At 35.1% G+C, this 19,853-nt stretch carries 20 protein-coding genes and 1 pseudogene; 5 read left to right on the top strand and 16 right to left on the bottom strand.

The genetic code is table 11. From position 1 onward, the window contains the following. Positions 1 to 3: 3 nt before the first annotated feature. Positions 4 to 1,149, bottom strand: a complete 1,146-nt coding sequence (locus IHV09_RS19130) for a cysteine desulfurase family protein (RefSeq protein WP_197265236.1) — start codon at positions 1,147 to 1,149, stop codon at positions 4 to 6. Between the two features lie 13 nt (positions 1,150 to 1,162). Continuing rightward, positions 1,163 to 1,714, bottom strand: a complete 552-nt coding sequence (locus IHV09_RS19135; protein WP_197265237.1) for a rhodanese-like domain-containing protein — start codon at positions 1,712 to 1,714, stop codon at positions 1,163 to 1,165. A gap of 179 nt (positions 1,715 to 1,893) precedes the next feature. Between IHV09_RS19135 and IHV09_RS19140 the strand changes: the two genes are divergently transcribed. Further along, positions 1,894 to 2,502, top strand: coding sequence for a TetR/AcrR family transcriptional regulator (locus IHV09_RS19140; protein ID WP_197265238.1), 609 nt, complete (start codon positions 1,894 to 1,896; stop codon positions 2,500 to 2,502). Positions 2,503 to 2,534: 32 nt separating this feature from the next. Here the strand turns inward: IHV09_RS19140 and IHV09_RS19145 are convergent, their stop codons facing one another. The 7 genes from IHV09_RS19145 to IHV09_RS19175 form a co-directional block, all read right to left on the bottom strand. Continuing rightward, entirely contained in the window at positions 2,535 to 3,884 is a 1,350-nt protein-coding gene (locus IHV09_RS19145; protein WP_197265239.1) for a HAMP domain-containing sensor histidine kinase, read from the bottom strand. After that, a complete protein-coding gene (locus IHV09_RS19150) occupies positions 3,881 to 4,561 on the bottom strand; it encodes a response regulator transcription factor (RefSeq protein ID WP_197265240.1) in 681 nt (226 codons plus the stop codon). Before IHV09_RS19150 ends, IHV09_RS19145 begins: the two co-directional genes overlap by 4 nt. A gap of 10 nt (positions 4,562 to 4,571) precedes the next feature. After that, positions 4,572 to 5,024, bottom strand: coding sequence for a hypothetical protein (locus tag IHV09_RS19155; RefSeq protein WP_197265241.1), 453 nt, complete (start codon positions 5,022 to 5,024; stop codon positions 4,572 to 4,574). Positions 5,025 to 5,038: 14 nt separating this feature from the next. Next, entirely contained in the window at positions 5,039 to 6,211 is a 1,173-nt protein-coding gene (locus IHV09_RS19160; RefSeq protein ID WP_197265242.1) for an ABC transporter permease, read from the bottom strand. Then, a complete protein-coding gene (locus IHV09_RS19165) occupies positions 6,201 to 6,881 on the bottom strand; it encodes an ABC transporter ATP-binding protein (RefSeq protein ID WP_197265293.1) in 681 nt (226 codons plus the stop codon). The genes IHV09_RS19160 and IHV09_RS19165 overlap by 11 nt, the downstream gene beginning before the upstream one ends. An 11-nt stretch (positions 6,882 to 6,892) precedes the next feature. Next, the gene (locus IHV09_RS22515) at positions 6,893 to 7,795 is read right to left on the bottom strand and encodes an efflux RND transporter periplasmic adaptor subunit (protein WP_197265243.1); all 903 of its coding nucleotides are present in this window, start codon (positions 7,793 to 7,795) and stop codon (positions 6,893 to 6,895) included. Between the two features lie 229 nt (positions 7,796 to 8,024). After that, on the bottom strand, positions 8,025 to 8,585 hold the full coding sequence (locus IHV09_RS19175; RefSeq protein ID WP_197265244.1) for a helix-turn-helix domain-containing protein: 561 nt from the start codon (positions 8,583 to 8,585) through the stop codon (positions 8,025 to 8,027). Between the two features lie 260 nt (positions 8,586 to 8,845). Here IHV09_RS19175 and IHV09_RS19180 point away from each other — a divergent pair, with 260 nt between their 5' ends. From IHV09_RS19180 to IHV09_RS19190, 3 genes are all read left to right on the top strand, one after another. Continuing rightward, positions 8,846 to 9,370 (top strand): GNAT family N-acetyltransferase, encoded by a 525-nt coding sequence (locus tag IHV09_RS19180; protein ID WP_197265245.1) that lies wholly within the window; start codon positions 8,846 to 8,848, stop codon positions 9,368 to 9,370. Between the two features lie 114 nt (positions 9,371 to 9,484). Next, positions 9,485 to 9,871, top strand: a complete 387-nt coding sequence (locus IHV09_RS19185; protein WP_197265246.1) for a cupin domain-containing protein — start codon at positions 9,485 to 9,487, stop codon at positions 9,869 to 9,871. A 344-nt stretch (positions 9,872 to 10,215) separates the two neighbouring features. Further along, positions 10,216 to 11,265: a ChaN family lipoprotein gene (locus IHV09_RS19190; RefSeq protein WP_197265247.1), complete on the top strand. Its 1,050-nt coding sequence runs from the start codon at positions 10,216 to 10,218 to the stop codon at positions 11,263 to 11,265. 684 nt (positions 11,266 to 11,949) lie between these two features. Here IHV09_RS19190 and IHV09_RS19195 read toward each other — a convergent pair. From IHV09_RS19195 to IHV09_RS19225, 7 genes and pseudogenes are all read right to left on the bottom strand, one after another. Beyond that, on the bottom strand, positions 11,950 to 12,387 hold the full coding sequence (locus IHV09_RS19195; protein WP_197265248.1) for a hypothetical protein: 438 nt from the start codon (positions 12,385 to 12,387) through the stop codon (positions 11,950 to 11,952). A gap of 101 nt (positions 12,388 to 12,488) precedes the next feature. Then, positions 12,489 to 13,175 (bottom strand): hypothetical protein, encoded by a 687-nt coding sequence (locus IHV09_RS19200; RefSeq protein WP_197265249.1) that lies wholly within the window; start codon positions 13,173 to 13,175, stop codon positions 12,489 to 12,491. A 77-nt stretch (positions 13,176 to 13,252) separates the two neighbouring features. Further along, positions 13,253 to 13,705, bottom strand: a complete 453-nt coding sequence (locus tag IHV09_RS19205) for a DUF3888 domain-containing protein (RefSeq protein WP_197265250.1) — start codon at positions 13,703 to 13,705, stop codon at positions 13,253 to 13,255. A gap of 207 nt (positions 13,706 to 13,912) precedes the next feature. Next, the gene (locus IHV09_RS19210; protein ID WP_197133599.1) at positions 13,913 to 14,659 is read right to left on the bottom strand and encodes a hypothetical protein; all 747 of its coding nucleotides are present in this window, start codon (positions 14,657 to 14,659) and stop codon (positions 13,913 to 13,915) included. A gap of 112 nt (positions 14,660 to 14,771) precedes the next feature. After that, positions 14,772 to 15,152: pseudogene (locus tag IHV09_RS19215) on the bottom strand (stage V sporulation protein R); the annotation flags it as partial. 92 nt (positions 15,153 to 15,244) lie between these two features. Then, complete coding sequence (locus IHV09_RS19220) at positions 15,245 to 15,553, bottom strand: hypothetical protein (RefSeq protein WP_197133596.1); 309 nt, start codon at positions 15,551 to 15,553, stop codon at positions 15,245 to 15,247. Positions 15,554 to 15,751: 198 nt separating this feature from the next. Then, complete coding sequence (locus IHV09_RS19225) at positions 15,752 to 16,936, bottom strand: DUF3800 domain-containing protein (RefSeq protein WP_197133594.1); 1,185 nt, start codon at positions 16,934 to 16,936, stop codon at positions 15,752 to 15,754. Between the two features lie 411 nt (positions 16,937 to 17,347). Between IHV09_RS19225 and IHV09_RS19230 the strand changes: the two genes are divergently transcribed. Then, positions 17,348 to 19,138 (top strand): hypothetical protein, encoded by a 1,791-nt coding sequence (locus IHV09_RS19230; RefSeq protein WP_197265252.1) that lies wholly within the window; start codon positions 17,348 to 17,350, stop codon positions 19,136 to 19,138. Positions 19,139 to 19,853 lie beyond the last annotated feature (715 nt).

Raw genomic sequence — 19,853 nt, forward strand, 5'->3', positions numbered from 1 at the left:
TGTTTAGCACGCACCTAACTCATTTTCAACTATTATTTGAAGCAATGCAGTGAGAAATTGATCGATCTCTTCTAGGGTGTTGTGGGTTGATAAACTAACTCTGATGGCAGAACGTGCCACATGATACGGGATGCCCGCTTCTCTTAAAACTCTGGATGGCTTCTTTTTTGTTGATGAACAAGCAGAACTTTTGGAAACAATGATTCCTTTTGACTCTAATTTTTCAATCATCTGATTAGATTCAATCCCTACTAACGAAAAATTCAAGATATGTGGAGCATTATTCTCGCGGGACGAACTATTAATAATACAACCTGGAATATGATCAAGTTCTGTTAAAAGATAATCCTTTAGCTGGCGTAAATAAGTTTCGTGTTCAGTTTGCTGTTTCGCTTGCCATTCCATAGCTGCACCCATCGCAACAATGCTCGCTACATTTTCCGTGCCAGAACGTAAGCCATTCTCTTGCCCACCACCTGCAATGAGTGGAAGTAGTCTTACCCCTTCTCTCACGAAAAGTAGACCTGCTCCTCGAGGACTGTGAAATTTATGAGAAGATAAAGAAAGTAAATCAATGGACCAATCTTTTAAATATATTGGTAGTTTTCCAAAGGCTTGTACCGCGTCAACATGGAACATTATACGTGGGTAAAGCTGCAGCAACTCTCCAATCTCTTCAATTGGTTGTACACTTCCGATTTCACTATTTACATACATTAGCGAAACTAATATCGTTTCTTCACAGATCGCTTTTTCAACATCTTCTATAGACACTCTTCCATTTTGATCTACTGGTAGATACGTTACAGAGAAACCAAGCGTCTCAAGTTGTTTACATGTTTCAAATACTGAAGCGTGTTCAATGGATGAAGTAATAATATGCTTGCCTTTGTCTTTATGTTGAAGTGCAATCCCTTTAATAGCTGCGTTGTTGCTTTCTGAACCACTTGAAGTAAATATAATCTCATTTGGTTCTACATGGAGACTATTGGCTGCTTTTTTTCGTGCTTCCTCTAATTGAAAAGAAGCCATATACCCAAGTGCATGTTGTGATGAAGGATTACCGTTTATATGAATTGCCGTGTTTATATATAGGTCTAGAATTTTCTGATCAGGAAATGTCGTAGCGCTGTTGTCTAAATAAATCACCAAAATCACCTCGTTATTTTTTCAATTTGTTCCATACATGTAACGCACCTTCAATAACGGGCGTAACAAAACCAGCACCTTTCCATGCAAGTAATCCCCCTTTAAGGTCAAACGCTTTATACCCTTTTTCCATTAGAAACTTACAAACATAGGGACTTCGATACCCTGCGGTACAATAAACGATATATTCTTTATCACGTTCTAGTTCATCCAGTTTATGAGGGATATCCTTGACTTCAATTAATAATGAACCTGGGATCTGATCTTTTTTAATTTCATTCGCTTCCCTTACATCTATAAATTGAATATTTGTTTGAAGCTTTAGTTTATTTCTTACTTCTTTAGGAGTGATACCAATAGCCTCACTTGTTATGACGTGGCTGTTTTGCGAGCTGTATTCCGCCTGTTCCACCTTATATGATCTAAAGATAGGCATTTTGGATAACATTCGTTGTCCTTCTTGCTCTGCATCAATTCTATTCTGTTTCAACCCAAGTACTACCCATTTGCCTGTAGCTTTCATTTGCATGGAAATTACAAAAGTCTGATCAATATTTCCCTTCATCTATTTCACCTCTCGCAAAAGTTAAACACTAATTTAAAACAACTGTTTTAATTTTATTGGCACTATACTCTTAAGTCAATCACCTTCACAAAATGTACATAAAGTATAAGGGTTGAGAAGATTGTGGGTTAAATACTATAATATTTAAAACAAGTGTTTGAAATAAGCAGGAGGAAATAATGTCTAGAGAAGATAAAAAAACGAAGATCTTAAAAGCTGCTGAACTTGCTTACGCTGAAGAAGGATCGAATTTTTCCCTTAGAACCGTTACAAAACTTGCGAAAGTAAATGTGGCAGCGGTTAATTATTACTTTCAATCAAAGACTAATCTACTTGAAATTATGGCAGAAAGAATCATTGGAAAATTAATTCAAAATCAAATGGAAAATCTTGAACAACTAAGGAGAAAAGAAACATTTACTATCCAAGAGCTTGTTGCTGCTTTTGTTCAACCCTTTTTTCGATTTGAAGAAGAAGAAGATGAGTTTGAATCTCGTTCAAAGTTATTAGGGATTTTATTATTAGATAAGAGTCCTGAAATGAGAGAGGTTTTTTCTCTTAAAACTATTGAGGTAGATGAACAATATCAGACAACTTTTCAAGTTTTGCTTCCCCATTTAGAAGCAGATGAACTTGAATGGCGTTACAAAAACATGATTGGCTTAATCATCAATAATGTTAGTGAGCTTTTGCCGTTAAAAGAACTAGAAACATTAGAAATGAAAGAGAAGAACGAGAGAGTAATGAAGTGGATTATACAATTCGCCACTGCAGGATTAATAAATTAATCAATATAGAAAAAATCGATTCCCAACAATGCTTAGGAATCGATTTTTTTAATTTCGTAATCAGGAAGCTCCACTTTAAAGAGACTTCCCTTGCCAAGATCACTTTCTACCGTAACCTTTCCATCATGGATTTCTACAATCTTCTTAACAATGGCTAATCCCAGGCCCGTTCCATGATTGGACCGGGATTTGTCGGCTTTATAGAATCGTTCAAAAATACGCTTTACATCACTTTCGCTGACCCCGATTCCGTTATCACTTATAGAGAAAAGAACCCGGTTATGCGCCTTTTTCAAAACAATACTAATGATTCCATATTCAGGTGTAAACTTGATAGCGTTCACCAATAGATTGATCCACACTTGTTGAAGAAGTTCTTCGTCTCCTTTAAAAGATACCTGATCCAAATCAACTTGTAGTTGAATGTGGTTGTTTTCCCAACTGTCCTGCAGCAACAAAATGACACGGCGAATCTGCTCATCCAATTGAAATACCTCTCTCCTATGTTGTATGGCTTGGTGATCAAGTTTTGATAGCCTAAGAAGGTTGGATGATAGGTTGGAAAGACGATTGCTCTCTTTAATAATAATTTCTATATACTCTTCCTTCTCCTTTTTTGATAAATCTTTTGTTTTCAAAAGGCTTGCAAATCCGTTGATGGAAGAAAGTGGCGTTTTAAATTCATGAGATACAGAAGACACGAATTCTTTATGAAGATATTCATTCGCTTTGAGTTCTTGGACCATGATATTGAAGTTTTTCACCAGTTCACCGATCTCATCTTTTCCTCTATGTTGAATGTGAACGTCGAATGTCCCATTTGCAACTTCGACAGAAGCCTTAGAAATTTTTTTTATAGGTTTTACTACCATAGATACAGCGAGCAGGATGAGGAGAGAGCCTAAAACAATAGCTGTCAGAAGTACGGTTTGAACGGTTTTTTGAAAACGTACGATTTGATTATTATCTATGTCAGGATGGACCATAACATAATACCCTTTGATGTGACCCACAGAAACAGGTAAAGGAGGTGTGCTGTTTAGTTCTTTTGTGATTACCCCTCCCTGTTCCAATTGTTTCAGATCTTCCTGAAGCACGGAAAAACGCTTTGCTTTTACAAGTTCATCTCGATCCTCGTATACTCGTATCGTAAGCTCTTTCCCCTCTAGATATTGAACAGCTTCCTTTAAGGGAATATCTCTTTCCTGAGAGAGGGCATCTATTGCACTGACTTTATCTTCAAGCTGTTTCTGAACCATTCCTTTGACATCTTCCAGCTGAAACACAGTCACTATCCCTAGGGAGAGTACTGCCGATATGATTAGGATTCCAATGAAAAGAAAGATAAACCTCACATAAATGGAATATAACAACTTCTTCACGAAAGTCCTCGTTTCTCTGCTTTATAACCAAGTCCCCGCACCGTGATAATCTCGAAGTCTTTGATTTCTGAGAGTTTTTCACGGAGGCGTTTAATATGCACATCTACAGTCCGGTCAATGCTTTGAACATCGTAACCCCAGATTTCATCCATTAGCTGTTGCCTAGTAAAGATTTTTCGTGGATGAGACAATAGCTTATGAAGAAGCCTAAATTCTTTAGTCGGTAATTCAACAACTGTATCACCAGTCGAAATCGTCAACTGCTCCTGATTTAATACCGAGTTTCCTATTTCTAGAACGTTGGAAGAGGCTATTTTTGCTCTCCGCAAAAGAGCCGCCACCCTCAATAACATCTCTTCCATATCGACTGGCTTGACCATATAATCATCCCCACCTGAGGAAAAACCCCTTTTTTTGTCATCAAGGGTTTCAAGTGCGGTAATCATTAATATCGGAAATTCATATCCTGCTTCACGTAGATCACGTGTTAACTCAAGCCCGTCCATCGATGGCATCATTACATCTGTAATCAATAGATCAATATGATGTCGTTCCATGACTTGAAGCGCGTCATCACCGTCTTTCGATTCAAGTACATGATATCCTTCCATTACAAGATGTTCTCTTAAGAGCCTTCTTATATGGGCATCATCCTCAGTAACCAATATTGTTACCATGCTTCACCACCTATAGTACGCTTTTCCTGTTATGTCGTTTCAGCTTTAAAAGCCGGTAGGAACTGAATCCTATGACAATTGTTCCCATTATCATAGCGCTAAGAGATACAATGTTCAACTCCTCAGCTGGCTCTTTCACCTCTGTCGGCTCTGCCGTTCCTAACATCTTAAGCATTTGATCAGGTAATCCCATTTCTTTCGCTTTCTGTGCAAGTTCAGGAGTAAGACCACCCTGTTGTTCTACTTCCTTCATAAACTTTTGCACTTCAAACCTATCCAGGTTGTTGGGCAACTCTGCACCTGGCATACCTCCTGCTGGCATCTCCCCGAACGGAGGAAACTTTTGCGGTTTGGAAGTACTTTCATCAAAAGGTGGTTTCATGAATAGGGGTGGAACCGACAAGATTATAACTATAATTGACAGTCCGATTAAACAAATATACAACCATTTTGATTTACCCATCTTTTTTTCCTCCTTTAATGACTTCTAAGTGCATCGATCGGATGTAGCTTGGAAGCCTTTCTAGCCGGTTCGTAACCGAAAATGACACCTATGGCTACGGAAAAACCAACTCCAAGAATAATGGTAGTTACGCTCAGCGTGAAACTTGTACCCATGATGCTGCAAACGACAAAGGCGATAACGATTCCCAACAAGAGACCAATGACTCCTCCTATAAGAGAAAGAAAAACCGATTCTAGTAAGAACTGCTCCTGAATTCTTTTCGGCTCCGCACCGAGTGCTTTTCTAAGTCCAATTTCTGCTGTTCTTTCGGTAACAGAAACGAGCATCATATTCATTATCCCAATACCACCAACGACAAGGGATATCGATGCAATTCCCCCAAGCATAAGTGACATCATGGTTGTAATTTCATTAATGGATGAGATCATATCTCCCATATTCATGATAGAGTAACCTTCATTTTTATAGTTGAACGCCTGATTCATAGCTTTTTCTACACCGCTTGTTACCTCTTCTGAGTACTTTGCATCCTCCATATAGATATCGGCATTTGAAACAGATCCAGCTTGAAGGAAACTCATAGCCGTGGTATAAGGCATGATTAGGGTTTCATTCGTTGAATCATTAGAGTAACTGTCCGATTTTTCTAGTAATCCTATAACTTTAAAGTTCACACCTGAAATCTGAACATTTTTGCCGATTGGATCTCTGCCTTCAAATAGCTCTTTTGCTATTTTTGTACCGATTAAAACCACTTTATTTTTACTTTCAATGTCGAACTTATTAATCGCCCGTCCTTCTTCAACTAGATCAACATTTTTACGGAAGTGTATTTGATTTTTCCCTTGAACGGTAATGTCTTGCATGACATGATTTGCTTGCACGATCGATGTTTTACTGGTGAGTGTAGGTGAAACCCCCGAGACATACTCAATGTCTTCTAGTTCTTTTATATCACCATCAAGAAGACCCTTTTTTAGTGGTGTCTCCTGTACCTGAACCGTAATTTTGTCTGCCCCAAGGGAGGACATCTGCTCCGTCACTTCCCCTGTTGCGCCTTTTACAATGGTAATGAGCGCAATAATGGATGCTACACCGATAACAATACCTAAAATAGTAAGAAACGAACGCATTTTATTATGAACAATATTTGTCCAAGACATCTTTATATTTTCAAGAATCATGCTGGTTCACCTCGTCAAGCTCTCCGTCCAAAATACGTATAATTCTGCTCCCGTTTTTAGCTACCTCTAAATCGTGTGTGATCATGATAATGGTCTTTCCTTCCCCATGTAGCTCCTGGAAAAGTTTCATGATCTGCTGACCCGTTTTTTGATCCAGTGCACCAGTTGGTTCATCCGCAAGCAGAATAGAAGGTTCTGTCACTAATGCTCTTGCGATCGCTACCCTTTGTTGCTGTCCGCCGGATAGCTGATTGGGCCGGTTCTGCATTTTATCTGCAAGACCGACTCGCTCAAGCATTTGTGCAGCTCGCATTTTCCTTTCTTTTGCCGGTATACCTGAGTAGATGAGCGGAAGCTCTGTATTTTGAAGCGCATTCAACTTCTGAAGAAGCTGAAATTGCTGAAAGATAAATCCGATTTCCTTGTTACGTAAGACTGCAAGTTCTTTTTCAATGAGATGTTCTACCTGTTTTCCTGCTAAGTGATAGTGGCCTGACGTCGGCTCATCGAGCAGACCAATAATGTTCATAAGAGTTGACTTCCCTGAACCTGATGGACCGAGCACCGATAGAAATTCTCCTTTTTCGATCTCGAGATTAATCGATTTCAGTACGGTCTGTTCTTCTTCTGCCATCTGATAGGACTTATAAACCGCTTCCAGTCTAAGGATCGTTTCATTCATTATTGTCCCCCCTCACCAGAAGGAGACATTCCTGCAGGTCTTGGTGGCATAAATCCGCCCGGTGCTGATCCCTTCTCTTTAGAATCGATCAAGACTTTTTCTCCATTGGTTAATCCTTCTTTTACCTCTACCCTTACACCGTCGTTGATGCCCGTTTTAATGTATTTTCGCTTAGTTTCACCTTTGTTAGTGAGTTTAAGAACATATGGATTATCATTGCCGTCAAACCTGACAGCGTCCATTGGCAGTGATATTGCATCTGCTGCACTTTCGTTAAGCATTTTGGCTTCTGCACTCATCCCAGCACGAAGATCCTTATTCTCATCAAGATCAATTTCTGCCGTGAAATAAGCTACTCCATTCTCGTTGACGGCTTCCTCTGATATCGATGCAACGATACCTTTTACTTCAGCACTCAGAGCTGATATCGTGATATTTACCTCTTTGCCTTCTGATACACTTTTCAGATCATACTCGTCCACTTTCATGCTCGTCTGCAGATCTGAATAATCTACAATCTCAAGTAGCTCTGCACCTTCCATTACCTGTCGATCTTCTTCTGCCATTATGTTCGACACTTCTCCATCTAAAGGAGCTTTAATTTCTTCACCTTGTGTAGTTACTAGAAGAATATCCTCTTTCTTTACAACATCCCCCTCTTCTACTTTCAGTTCATCTATTTCTATAGCTTTACTACTTCTAACAGTCTCACGCACCTTAGCTTCTACGGTTCCTGAAAATGTGTAGTAAGCTGACAAACTCCCTCTCTCAGCAGAAATTTCTTGGTAACCAGCTTGGTCTCGGGGCATTAACAATGGAGCCGCTACTACTCCTAGCACAACAACCCCAACGATCAGTCCGAACACCCATTTTGTTTTCTTGTTCTTTTTATTTTTACTCACGTCCATATCCCTCCATTTGTGTGATGAGATAACACTACTTGAGAATTATGAACTGTTTATGAATTTCTAAATTAAAGATATATTGCTTACCTTTTCTTAAAAATACAGAGAATCCTATTTTTCTGTGAACGGATATTAAGTAGTTACCAAAAAAAATCGATTCCATCAGGAACCAATTTTTGATAAACATTTGCTATTTAAGAAGAAGTAACGAATATCTAAGAGCTGTTCAAACCAAAGCTGGAGTAAGTACGAATAAGACATGACAGATTGCATTACTCTTGTTCAAAAACCGATGTTTGATATTAGGTGGGATTCGCACCACGTCACCTTCATCTAAAAAATACTCTTTTCCTTCAAGCTCTACAAACACTTGCCCTTTCATAACCACTGCGATCTCTTCTTTGTCTTCATGAGAATAATGACTTTCAGTAGTACTCGAGTTTGCGTTTAGATCCATCAATAAAATTTTAATGTGCGCCTTCATAAAATCTGGTGTTAAAACATCATAGACACTATGTACAGAGTCTTCACGATAAATCTTCTTTCGATCTTGTTTTCTAGAAATAAGGGAATCCGTATTGATCTCGTTTATGAAGAGGGTGAATAAGGGGACATTTAATGCATTTGCAATTAATTCTAGTACACTCAATGAAGGGTTTCCTTTACCTCTCTCTATTTGACTAATTAGTGAAGTGCTAACCCCAGCATAATCAGAAAATTCACGTATGGTCATTCCATTAATCTTACGATAATTTAATATAGTTTGCCCCAATCGAATATTGTTCATTGTTTAACTTCCTCTTTACGATATTATTTGTTTAGACCTCTTTGTGCTGACATACTAAACATAGATAGTTTTCTCTTTCCAACGTTTGTATGGATAACATATACTAAACTTTGTACATTATAATAGATTCTAAACATTATAGTAAACAAAAGTTGGTAACGCATGATTAATTTAGTGAGATTCTAATAATAAAGGAGCTAAATTCTTACTAAGGTGCCAATGAATATTACCGTAAAATGGTTTATTGGAGTTGATATAGGATGAGTATCAAACAAGATAACAAAAAGAAAGATCCACGTGCGCACGTCATACTGGAGTATACCGAAGAATATCAAAATGAAGTCATTGAAATGATATCACATATCCAAACAAAGGAATATAACGTTGCGATTACGCAAGAAGATCAACCTGATTTATTCAATGTTAAGAATTTTTATCAAACAGGGAACGGTAACTTTTGGGTTGCCCTATATAATAACAAGGTAATTGGAACCGTTAGTTTATTAGATATAGGAAATCAACAAGTAGCATTGAGGAAGATGTTTGTGAAGAGCGAGTTCAGAGGATCAGAGTATAAAGTAGCAAATACGCTTCTAAATCATGCTATAGAATGGGCTAAGGAAAAATCCGTGAAAACTATTTCGCTTGGAACAACACCACAATTTCTGGCTGCCCATAGATTTTATGAAAAAAATGGCTTTATAAAAATAGACATGGACCAACTTCCTTTTAACTTCCCTGTGTTATCCGTAGATAAAATGTTTTATCAATTTAGATTGGCTTAATGCATTACTTTTGAGCTTTTGTATGATAATGAGAAACATCGAAAAATATTCATAGGACAGTATTCTTGATTCATAAAAAATACGTTAATTTAAATTAAGAAGAGGTGTAAATGCATGGAAAATAATCAAAAGAATTTTAATTACAATCAACAAATGAACATTAAGTTTGACTCTCTTGAAAAAATCACTATAAAGGACATTGTTCGTAATAATACAGACAAGTGGTTTAATCAATCACTATGCGAAGTAAATTCATCTGTCTTACGTCTTGGGATTTTTGAGGGGGAATACCATATGCACAAACATGAGAATGACGATGAGGTTTTCTTTGTATTAGAAGGTGCTATAGTTTTGGAAACCGAAAAAGGGAACTTTGAGCTAGGGCAATATGAAGGTGTTTGTGTACCAAAAGGCACCATGCATAGACCCATTGTGCCCAAGGGCAAGGCAGTAGTTCTAATGATAGAAAATAAAGGTATCGATCCTATCGGTACACTATAATTCTTAACAATCGATTTCAATACTAAATGAACAGGATTATTGTTTGTATACACTAAACATCCGGATAGTCCATTAGTTTACTACAAAATAACTAAATACCTCTTTACTCCTTCTGAAGAAAGACAAAGAATTCATATTAAGCTCGTAGAGATAGTTTGTGTAATGAAAATATAGGTACAAGGCACCTCACTTTTTCCACCTGTACAAATTCCATAAAAATAGCATTTCACCTTCTTGAAGGTAGATTAGCCAACGTTTAGATGTATCCAGCAACAGGTCAAGATATAATGAGAATGTGAATGAGATTAGTATACGAAAAAAGGAACAAAGTTAGAGGTGTCCAAATGAAATTGGAATGGATTCATCATTTAAAAGAAAATATGTTAACACCAGAAAAGTACTTAATTAGTAAATGTAAGGAATACCCTATTGTTCTATTAGCAGAAAGGCATGCGGTGAAACAGAATCTAGATTTTGTTAATAAAATGATTTCTGAATTGTACCATTGTGGCGTTTATCATTTAGGAATGGAATTTGGTGCAAGTGAAGACCAAGATGCTTTAGATGAACTAATAACGGGTGAAAGATTTGATGAAGAATTAGCTAGACGGCTGATTTTTAATTATAACGTGAAATGGCCATATAAAGAATATTGGGATTTGTATCATGCTGCCTGGGGACTTAACTCTAAGCTTAAAAAAGGTGATCGGAAGTTTCGAATCATTAATCTAAGTTATAAGTACAATTGGAAAGATTTCTCCGGAGTTCGCACACCAGAAAGTTGTTCGAAGGTTTTTTACAAGGGTAATACAGAAAAATATCGTTTTCAGATTATTGAAGATGAAATCATTAATAAGAACGAGCGTATCGTAATTCTAACTGGAACCGTTCATGCATTTACAAGGTATCACTACCCTCAATATGATGAAACAGCGTCTAACTTTATTCGTTTCAATGACGGCTTCTTAGGTAACTTAATCTATCAAAGTTATCCGAATCATGTTTTTTCTATTCTATTACATCAGCATTTCTCAAATAAAGAAAGTCTAGCTGAAAACCAATCTCCAGCAAATGGGCAGATTGAAGAATTGATGGCTGAATTTAATCATATACCAATGGGATTCGATCTATTGGGTACCTGTATTGGATATCTAAAAGATGCTAGCTATTATTCATCGGGTTATACCAATTTTTGTTTAAAAGATCTTTTTGATGGATACCTTTTCTTTTCCCCAATAAGCGTGTTAAAAGGTTGCACAGTAGATCCACACTTTATTGATAATCATTGTTTTTCGGATGTACAAGAACATTATCCAGATAAGGATTGGGCAAAAGTTCCTGAAACGGAGGCGGATTATTGGGAGGAAGTTAAACGCTATGTAGCAAAAGTGTAAGTAGAAGACACGCCTAAACGAATACATTTTGAGGCGCAATTTTAGAATTACTAAGGGAAATAACATTGATTTTGTCATTGAAGTTGTCTAAGGGTAAATATAAAAGATTCGTTATTAAACGATTGTTTTTATTTATCCAAATGAAAGCACCCGTTTGTTGAGTAATTTTAATACTCTGCAAATTCTACTTTCCATACTCGTGGACACGGATTTTATTATTTTATTAATAATTAGATCCATTTTTTGTTGTTAACAAACTTACACTAATCTCTTAGTTCAATAATATCCCCAGCAATTTTTCCCCAAAAAATCTGTAAATACTTTAAATCATCTTTGCTGATGAATTTAGTATATGGATTGCTTATGTTTTGAACAATGATGCAGCTTGGTTCATACCACCAAAGAATAGTGTATCTCTCGGAACCATAAATACTTGTTATGTAGTCAAATAAGTTTATTAACAAGTCTGTTTTTGGTTCTGCTAATGGGAATTCAATCAATGCCTTTAATTCAGCTTTTTTTCTTATATCTTAATTTAAACCGATTATATCTAATAAGCCTTCCCAAGAGCCTTCCATACTCACCCTCCTAGCTGGGTAACATTTAGAAAATGCTATTGAACTCCTGCTCAGTTAGAAAAAAGCGATTGTCCTTAATCCGCAATCGCACCCGATTGCGGAAGATTTATTTTTTAACAGCCTCAATAATAAAACTTGTATAGGGCTCGTCATCAATAGAAACGTTAAGTTTCCATAATCCTTCTTTATCCAAGAAAAATTTAGCACCACTTTTATTATTCTCAATGTCCCATTCATAAAGCTGAATAGCTTCTTTAGAATCTTTATGAATGGCTGATAACTTATATTTCTTCCCATTAATTTCTTTTGATTTATCAAAGAAGTAGACAGCGTAGTGTCTACCTTGACCAACTGGAAACTCTGGCTCATTTGCTTCTCCGTTAACCTTAATTATTCCAAATTTGCCTTTGGTTCCATACAGTGTAAGATTTTCTTGCGTAAAACTTTCAGAGACATTCCAAGTGACTGATTCTTCTCTTTCACTACATCCAGATAAAATACCGAAAAGTACAATTAGTATGCTTAGTAACTTTAGTTTAATCAAATTCGCCCCCAATTCAGATTATTTATACAAGGTTTGTTCTTTAATAGTCTATGGTCATCCTTATTCAACAATCCTGCTCGTTTGTTGAATAAGAAAAATCATTACTTTATCAGATAATTTTTAAAAATCTTATGCGGTTGAAGCACTACTTTTTCTTCAGGTACATAACATTCTCTATCATGATATGGCATTTCTAACTCTTCCCATTTAAAATCATCTTCAACGCATTTTATAAATAAATCATATCCTTCACCATCAGAAGGCATTAAGCCTAATCGTGTTTCTTCATACTTTAATGCAACATCAATCGCTTCTTTAAGTTCCAATAAAGCTGTTCGATTGGCAATAATATAGGCGTTGCTATGCCACATTTGTTGACCGAAAATATGGCTTAATGGCGTAGGCTCATCCTCCTCATAAAAACTATTGTTATATACATGAGTTAACTGTCCAAATACCTCTTCAGGACGATCTAAATCTAAATAAACGTCCATTCCACTTTCCCAGTACCTTTGTCCGCCGCCCCAAAACTGTGAAATAAAGTCATCATATAATTCATTATTCTCCACAAACAAGTATCTTTCCAACTCATCTTCTATATTCTCAAAATAATAATTATGGAGTAGTTTATCATCCCTTTTATAAATAAGTTGATATAGATTATTTACTACTTTTTCACTTTTCAATAATTCAAATTTATATTTCTTTGCCTTTTTAGGCTTTAATACTCCATTTACAAACGGTGTCTCTGGAATATAAATAGCTCTAAATAACTTTACATTAGCCATTTTTTAATCACCTCTAAATTCTGCTTATGCCTTCACTTTATTAGGAGCGATTGCAGATATTAAAATCAGCATTGTTATTAAATATTACTTTTTCTAAGAATGTGTTTCCAATTTGGTGGTAATTCATATGTCTCCAAATGATTGAATTGAATTAGTTTTGTTTGTTGACCAACTCCTTCACCTGACCCAATTTTAAACGTAAGTCTATCTTTTCCAACAGAAATGTGCGGACCTACAACTGGTGTAACCTCAAGAGTTACTAAAAATAGAAATGATCTTCCTTCAAACATCCTTTTTGCACTAATTATATCTACATCATACGGATATACCATAGGAGTTATATTGATGATTTTTGAGTAATATTTATTGATTGGTTGATCGATGTATGGTGAAAGCAGCGTAATAAATAGATCTTGATAAAGTTCCTCTCTAGAACCTTCAGGAGGCTTGGGAACAGCTTCTGCAAGTGTGTACATATTTATGTTTATTGCAATGAATAGAGGTAAAAATAAAATTAAAATTCTTCTCATTAATGTATTCTGCTCCTTTTAGAATCTTGATGTTATCTCCATTTGCGATCTGTAAATTCATTGATTCTAATAAAAAGTTGATGCGGGACAACCGTTGGGAAACAAAAATTGAGCACAACCTGTACAAATCACGTTTGACGGAAAGAACAGTAAATACATCAAAAAGCACGCTACTGGCGTGCTTTTTATAACCATTATGCTTATTTTTTAATGAGAACTAGATGAGATTAGTTTTTCAATTTCAGCATCATAAACGGCTGTTTTCATTTTAGTACCATCTTCAGAAACTGTTATAAATACATATACCTGCCTAGTTGGGGAATAGCCGTCTCCATGTGATCTTGTTTTTCCGTATTTATCAGCTCTTGACATTACATTATTGATATCTTTATAATACGTTTTCTCACGGATGTTAAGTTTTGCGTTTTTAAATTCAGCATATTGCTTTTTATCAAGCGATTCATAAAATGTATTAACATCCGCAAATTTGATCTCTGAGTTATCAGGATATTTGCTCCATGGTACAGAAAGACCAATATTAACATCGTGCTTATAATCTAATAATTCAAAGGAAACGTCTCTTAAATTTTTCTGAAAATTTTTATCATTATTATAATGGTTAGAAAACTTTAAGGTCAGATTATCGTATTTCTTTTGTGATTTTTCTCCTACTGCGATTATTGCTTTCAACTCAAACCATGATTTAGGTTCTTTAATCTTAGCAACATGTTTGACCTCGTACACCTTAACAAATCTCCACGGCTTTCTCATACCATACTCTTTCTGAACTATTTCTTCTACTTTGGGTTCAATAAAACTTAATAGCAATTGTTCAGATGTAGTGAAGAGAATCATTTCTTCTTTATTGACTTTCCTTACTTCTGCATTAGATTTAGGACTATTTAAAGAAGCAGAGATTAGCACCATAGCTAAAATCATTACCGCTTTTTTCATTAAAATCACCTCAAGATTAGAATTTGTAGATTTTGTAAATGTATGTATCCTCAAGATTAATTCAAAAAAAATAATAATTAAGAAGCACCCCAGATGGAGTGCTCTAAAACAATTATTTAATTTTAAAGGTACTTTCGATGAACCGATGAACCGTCTTTCCATAAAACGTGAACAGCACAGGCTTCTGCTCAATCCTCGTCTCCATATGAACAGGACGTCCCCAGAGGTGATGTAGATGCGGCAATACTTTTTCTAGATACTTCACATCAAGCTCCATGTCTTCATAGCTGTGGACGAGGTAGAGTTCTCCGTTCTTCATGTAATCGGCGTCATTTACTGTGATAAACGGAAAGCCTCCGTTTACTCGCATACTCACAAATTGATCACATACTTCTTCCCACTGCTTGTCGACTACCTTGTATTCTTTGCCCTGCTTTTGGAATAGATACATATCTTCCCGCTGAGCGAGATCTTTGGTTAGGTAATTTCGGATAATAACTTTTTTAAAAAATTTTTACGTTCTTCAATATCCTTAGGGTGGTCAATTATGTTTGGTAACGCCCATAATGCAATTTCTAAGAAGGTTTAATTGTCATCATTGTATAAGTTATACTTCTTTGCCCAATTAGTTAAGGTCTCTCTTAGTTCGATTGCATCCTTATTTATTAGATTGGCTTGTTCAAATTTTAACCATTCATCCAGAATACTCCCATCGATGATTTTCTCAACTGTTGCATATAATGCAGTCATTTTTTCTAAATCTATTATTAGAGAGGGTTCAATTTTCTCTGAAAGTTCTAGAAAATAGGATATTGTCTGGTATTGATAATAACTTGAAAAAACAGGTATATTTTTTCCTTTAAATTTAGTTGGATGATAAAAGATTTTCTCCAAATAACCACCTCATTTGTTTTATTTAGGTTCATTCTCTCATCCTTAATTCTAGAAAAAAAGGAAATAACAAACTTTTTTTAAATTCTTAACTAGACTAAATACTTTAACTTTAAAATCAGAAAAAAAAACGCTTGGTGACAAAGCGTTTTCATTTTAGGTTTTATCACGGATTTTTATCTTTCAAAAGTATCTTCCCTTTTAATCGAATATAAATAGTATTGAATGATCAATTTCTTCCAATTCTTTTTCTTCATCAATCTCGACTTGACTTGCCGAAAATCTTACTTCTTTGATTCGTATTGATTCAAGTATATAATCAGCCAGTTTATCTTTATTGTTGTTCCCTGGATTATTATACTTTCTATTAAGTGCTGCAACAAATAGATCGGCAAACTGTAAAAATATATGTTCATGTGATGGCATAGAGATTAGTTGATCCATTTTCAAATCATCTTCATAATGAATTTTAAAATTGTCTTCTAAACTTTGTTTTACTGTCTCAAGAATTAAGGCGCTTTCCCCTTCTTCTTCGTCTTTTGTTAAATTAATCTTTTTTGGTAGTTGAATTCTATTGGAACTAATCTCATGGTTAACGCCTAATCTAATAAACTGATAAAAAAGTTTTGTTATCAAATCAGATATAGGGATCCTATTAATTTTACTCTTATTAACAGCTACAGCCTTGAAACTAATCATTTCACCATTGCGAAGTATAAGATTAAAGAATTCTTTATAAAGTTCTAATTCTTTATTATTCCTGTTATTTAAATTCTTAAAATGAAACTCTTCAGGTAATTTCACACCTTGAGCTTCTTTTCTGCTGGACCATTGAAGAAAATCTCTCTGAACTCTTGCGGATAATTGTTCATTCAACAACCAAACTCCTGCAACGATAACAAATGTTTCAGTTTTACCTGTTTCATCTGCAAAAACATTAATTGTTCCATAAGAAGGCTTATCTAATAATTGCGCTTCCTTTTCATCTTCTTCTAAAGTTCTTCTTCGACGTCTTACCTCGGTGTCTGCTAAGAATAATTTATATTCGTTTTGTATTTTTGCACGAGCTCTTGAGATAGATGTTAAGCGTTCCAGAGTATATAATCTTGTTAAATCTACAAAATTTGAAGTTAAATTATTATAAATTTGCCAGTATTTTATTTGGAGGGTAATATCCGAGTTTCTCGTTTCGGGGTACCTGTTTAATATACTAGCTACCCTAGTGGTTAAATGTTTAACATCTCCCATTTGAACAGCTTTCCATAAGGCATCTGCTTTCTTTTTTCTCTCGGCTTCTTTTTCGTTCTCTTCAGAAACTTCAACCTCTTCATCATCTAACACTTCATTTTCAATCTGGTCTAGAACTTCCAAATCTTCTTCTAACATTTTACTCCACCTCTAAAGAAGGAGTTTCTCTTTTTTTACAAAAAACCCTTCAATTAACAACGTAAAATATGACAATTTATTTAAAGTTTAATTAAGTCTATGATTAACAATAATTAAATAGTTACTATTCCACAATCTAGCCCTTATGTTGAATAAAAATTATTTACTACTAAGTGACTAGTTCAAAGAAATCGATTTTTTGTCGTTGTGACATTGAAGCTTGTATTGGTGCATTAATAGTAAACAGGTTTCGCTCAAAAATACAATAATGGTGCATTTTATTGCTTGAACTATGGTATTTGGTGCATTTTTCATCTATAAGTGGTGCAAATGTTGTTATAATAAAAAATAGATGGTGCCTTAATACGCGGATAGTAATTATCTAAGAAAACACAGAGAGGGTGTTCTAAATTGAATTATGAAGAAATGCCTGATCGGTTAATATTAAACTATAGGTATCTAAAAATTGTAATGTTTGAAGAAACAAAGCATTTATTTGAAGATCGTCCATACGTGATAGAACAATGGCACAAAGATGCATACGATATGACAAATGAGGAGACTACAAGTCAAGTACCCTGTGAAGCGATGTGTTCTAGTTTTCGCGCTCTATTCTCTCTATTTACTCAGTCTCTATTTTTTGGAGAACATATTACGAAGCTCATGATACGCGAAGCTGTGGAACGCTACAAAGATACGATAAAAATATTATTAACCGGTCATTTTCAACAAGAATTTCCTAATGTTGAGATTAAACGCAGTTTAAATGAAGAGAAAATTAAGGAAGTTATAGATAGGGATTACATCTATTCTAGTATGGATATGGACTTTCACTTGATGCGTGATATTGTTACAAAGAAAAAAGAGTATAAACCTAGTGATACAGGATATCTTACTACTGAGATTATTGATAACAAAGGAAAAGTTAGAGGAATGGCCGAGCTCAGGCCAAACGATGCTAACATTCCCCAGTTAGCAGCTGATCAACAAGAAATGTGGTTAGAACTCATTGAATCTACACTTAGTTCATTAGATGAGATGACAGCTGATCTTTTTGATCTTATTACATATCTTTGGATGGTATCTCCGAGAGATAATGAAGGGTACATAGAATTCCATAGTAATGATGCCTTACGTCTAAGAAACCTAAAGAAGCGCACATCTAAAGGTCGAGAGCTTGATTTTCGTGAAGAAGACCGATTTAATATCATGAAGCGTGTAGCAGCTCTCTCTTCCATTTGGGTATCTCTTGGGGAACAGAAGATCAAAGTTATAAATGCGGAAGAAATGGAAGATAATGAACTTTATAAATTCATAGACTTTCAACGTATGTTTGAAATCGGAAAGATTCGTGTAGCATATGACAAGAAATCAAATGAAGCCAAAGGAATCTACGCGGTTCAGGTGAAACCCACTTCCATCCTTACACCGTATTTAGAAGGACCTAATCGATCAATCGGCATTCTCGACTTAAAGATTTTTCAGTATAGTCACTATACACAAAGAGAGCAGAAACGTTTAGGTCGGTATTTGAACCTTCAATGGAAGATTCGTACAATGCGTCGGTCTCTTCAGCAGCCATTTAAAGTGGCTACCCTTCTAAAAGTTATGGACATTTCTTCTCGTTATAATGGCGTTCAGGTACGAGACAAGTTTGAGAATGTACTCGATGAGCTCCAAAAAGACGATGTGATTAAAAGTTGGAAGTATACAGAGGAAATTGATGAAGAAATCATTGGAAAGAAAGGGTGGGTCACTAGTTATTGGTCTAAGATTAACGTATTAATTCTTCCAAACGATTCTGTAGTGAAAGAGAATCAAAAGAATTTACTCTCCTCTTCCGCAGTTAGTTACGATGAGAAGATTATTGCGCAAGCCACGACGATGAATGACGGATATTCTTTAAGCATACCATATAATTCTCCATGGAAAACCGTTCAGAAAGAGACAGCCGTTACAGTGGATTATTCAAATTTAGTAAAAGGTAATGTTTCGTTCACAAAGACTCAAGAAATCATCTTATCACCTGAAACCATGAAGAACATGATTGATTCACTTAATGTCAGTATCCGCCAGACAGCAAGTGAGATAGGAATCGCTCACACTACCCTCTCGCGCTACTTACGTGGAGAAAATAAACGTCAAAACAAAAATAATGACGAAAAGATGCTCAACTGGTTAAAAGAAAAAAGTATTATGTAACTATTAACAATGACAACAACATTTATGTTGTTGTCATTGTTAAGTTAAGACGTATTTAGGAAATATTAAACAAGGTCAAACGATGCATATATGATTACATTAACAACAATCATATACACATATAATATATATGTTATTTACAACATATATATTATATTATACAAATAATAATGCAACAATGCTATCTTTTAAATTAATCGTGTGAACATTGTTAATGTAGATATTATCTTTAACTTTAATACTGTTATTAACGGTATTAATATAATAAACAACATAATTGAATTTAACATGTGATAGTACAATAAATCTATTATTATCAATAGTATCATGATATTTTTTGAATGTATTGTATTCATTATTATCAAAGTCAACATTATACTATTCAATATTGTGAGCAATGGAATCTCTGACCCCTTTTGCCATTTAATATGAACAAACAGAGAAAGGTTTTTTTGAATGAGGAAGTACTATTTAAACAATTAAACTCAATTTTTTAATACGTTTTTCCAGATCTAAATAATTGTATTAACATACATAAAAAAAATAGTTTGATTTTGATCCTATTAGTACTAAAAAAAGCAATCTACGAACACTTGAACATATGTCAACAATGATACATATGATATATTTGTACATGTTATTATTATTTTTAACAACATATAAATACATCAATATGTTATAATTGTTATTGTTTTTATGATTGAATATGTCGACA

The sequence above is a fragment of the Fictibacillus sp. 23RED33 genome (assembly GCF_015903925.1).
In the GTDB taxonomy this organism is placed as follows: Bacteria; Bacillota; Bacilli; order Bacillales; family Fictibacillaceae; genus Fictibacillus; species Fictibacillus phosphorivorans.

Coding starts and splice junctions, on each gene's coding strand:
- IHV09_RS19190 (WP_197265247.1), top strand. CDS start 10,216: ATGAAATTGGAATGGATTCATCATTTAAAAGAAAATATGTTAACACCA.
- IHV09_RS19180 (WP_197265245.1), top strand. CDS start 8,846: ATGAGTATCAAACAAGATAACAAAAAGAAAGATCCACGTGCGCACGTC.
- IHV09_RS19210 (WP_197133599.1), bottom strand. CDS start 14,659: ATGAAAAAAGCGGTAATGATTTTAGCTATGGTGCTAATCTCTGCTTCT.
- IHV09_RS19135 (WP_197265237.1), bottom strand. CDS start 1,714: ATGAAGGGAAATATTGATCAGACTTTTGTAATTTCCATGCAAATGAAA.
- IHV09_RS19225 (WP_197133594.1), bottom strand. CDS start 16,936: ATGTTAGAAGAAGATTTGGAAGTTCTAGACCAGATTGAAAATGAAGTG.
- IHV09_RS19205 (WP_197265250.1), bottom strand. CDS start 13,705: ATGAGAAGAATTTTAATTTTATTTTTACCTCTATTCATTGCAATAAAC.
- IHV09_RS19140 (WP_197265238.1), top strand. CDS start 1,894: ATGTCTAGAGAAGATAAAAAAACGAAGATCTTAAAAGCTGCTGAACTT.
- IHV09_RS19155 (WP_197265241.1), bottom strand. CDS start 5,024: ATGGGTAAATCAAAATGGTTGTATATTTGTTTAATCGGACTGTCAATT.
- IHV09_RS19175 (WP_197265244.1), bottom strand. CDS start 8,585: ATGAACAATATTCGATTGGGGCAAACTATATTAAATTATCGTAAGATT.
- IHV09_RS19160 (WP_197265242.1), bottom strand. CDS start 6,211: ATGATTCTTGAAAATATAAAGATGTCTTGGACAAATATTGTTCATAAT.
- IHV09_RS19200 (WP_197265249.1), bottom strand. CDS start 13,175: ATGGCTAATGTAAAGTTATTTAGAGCTATTTATATTCCAGAGACACCG.
- IHV09_RS19150 (WP_197265240.1), bottom strand. CDS start 4,561: ATGGTAACAATATTGGTTACTGAGGATGATGCCCATATAAGAAGGCTC.
- IHV09_RS19185 (WP_197265246.1), top strand. CDS start 9,485: ATGGAAAATAATCAAAAGAATTTTAATTACAATCAACAAATGAACATT.